1 protein-coding gene is annotated in these 881 nt (G+C 60.6%); it reads left to right on the forward strand.

Annotation, left to right across the window (positions count from 1 at the left end; genetic code table 11):
- Positions 1-62 precede the first annotated feature (62 nt).
- Positions 63-827, forward strand: coding sequence for an IS6-like element IS6100 family transposase (locus HMPREF3175_RS02910; protein ID WP_001389365.1), 765 nt, complete (start codon positions 63-65; stop codon positions 825-827).
- Positions 828-881: the final 54 nt, after the last annotated feature.

Genomic DNA, 881 nt, shown 5'->3' on the forward strand with positions numbered 1-881 from the left:
GGGCTCTGTTGCAAAAATCGTGAAGCTTGAGCATGCTTGGCGGAGATTGGACGGACGGAACGATGACGGATTTCAAGTGGCGCCATTTCCAGGGTGATGTGATCCTGTGGGCGGTGCGCTGGTATTGTCGCTATCCGATCAGCTATCGCGACCTTGAGGAAATGCTGGCGGAACGCGGCATTTCGGTCGACCATACGACGATCTATCGCTGGGTCCAGTGCTACGCCCCGGAGATGGAGAAGCGGCTGCGCTGGTTCTGGCGGCGTGGCTTTGATCCGAGCTGGCGCCTGGATGAAACCTACGTCAAGGTGCGGGGCAAGTGGACCTACCTGTACCGGGCAGTCGACAAGCGGGGCGACACGATCGATTTCTACCTGTCGCCGACCCGCAGCGCCAAGGCAGCGAAGCGGTTCCTGGGCAAGGCCCTGCGAGGCCTGAAGCACTGGGAAAAGCCTGCCACGCTCAATACCGACAAAGCGCCGAGCTATGGTGCAGCGATCACCGAATTGAAGCGCGAAGGAAAGCTGGACCGGGAGACGGCCCACCGGCAGGTGAAGTATCTCAATAACGTGATCGAGGCCGATCACGGAAAGCTCAAGATACTGATCAAGCCGGTGCGCGGTTTCAAATCGATCCCCACGGCCTATGCCACGATCAAGGGATTCGAAGTCATGCGAGCCCTGCGCAAAGGACAGGCTCGCCCCTGGTGCCTGCAGCCCGGCATCAGGGGCGAGGTGCGCCTTGTGGAGAGAGCTTTTGGCATTGGGCCCTCGGCGCTGACGGAGGCCATGGGCATGCTCAACCACCATTTCGCAGCAGCCGCCTGATCGGCGCAGAGCGACAGCCTACCTCTGACTGCCGCCAATCTTTGCAACAGAGCC

The organism is Arthrobacter sp. HMSC08H08 (assembly GCF_001807575.1).
GTDB classification, from domain to species: Bacteria; Actinomycetota; Actinomycetes; order Actinomycetales; family Micrococcaceae; genus Pseudoglutamicibacter; species Pseudoglutamicibacter albus.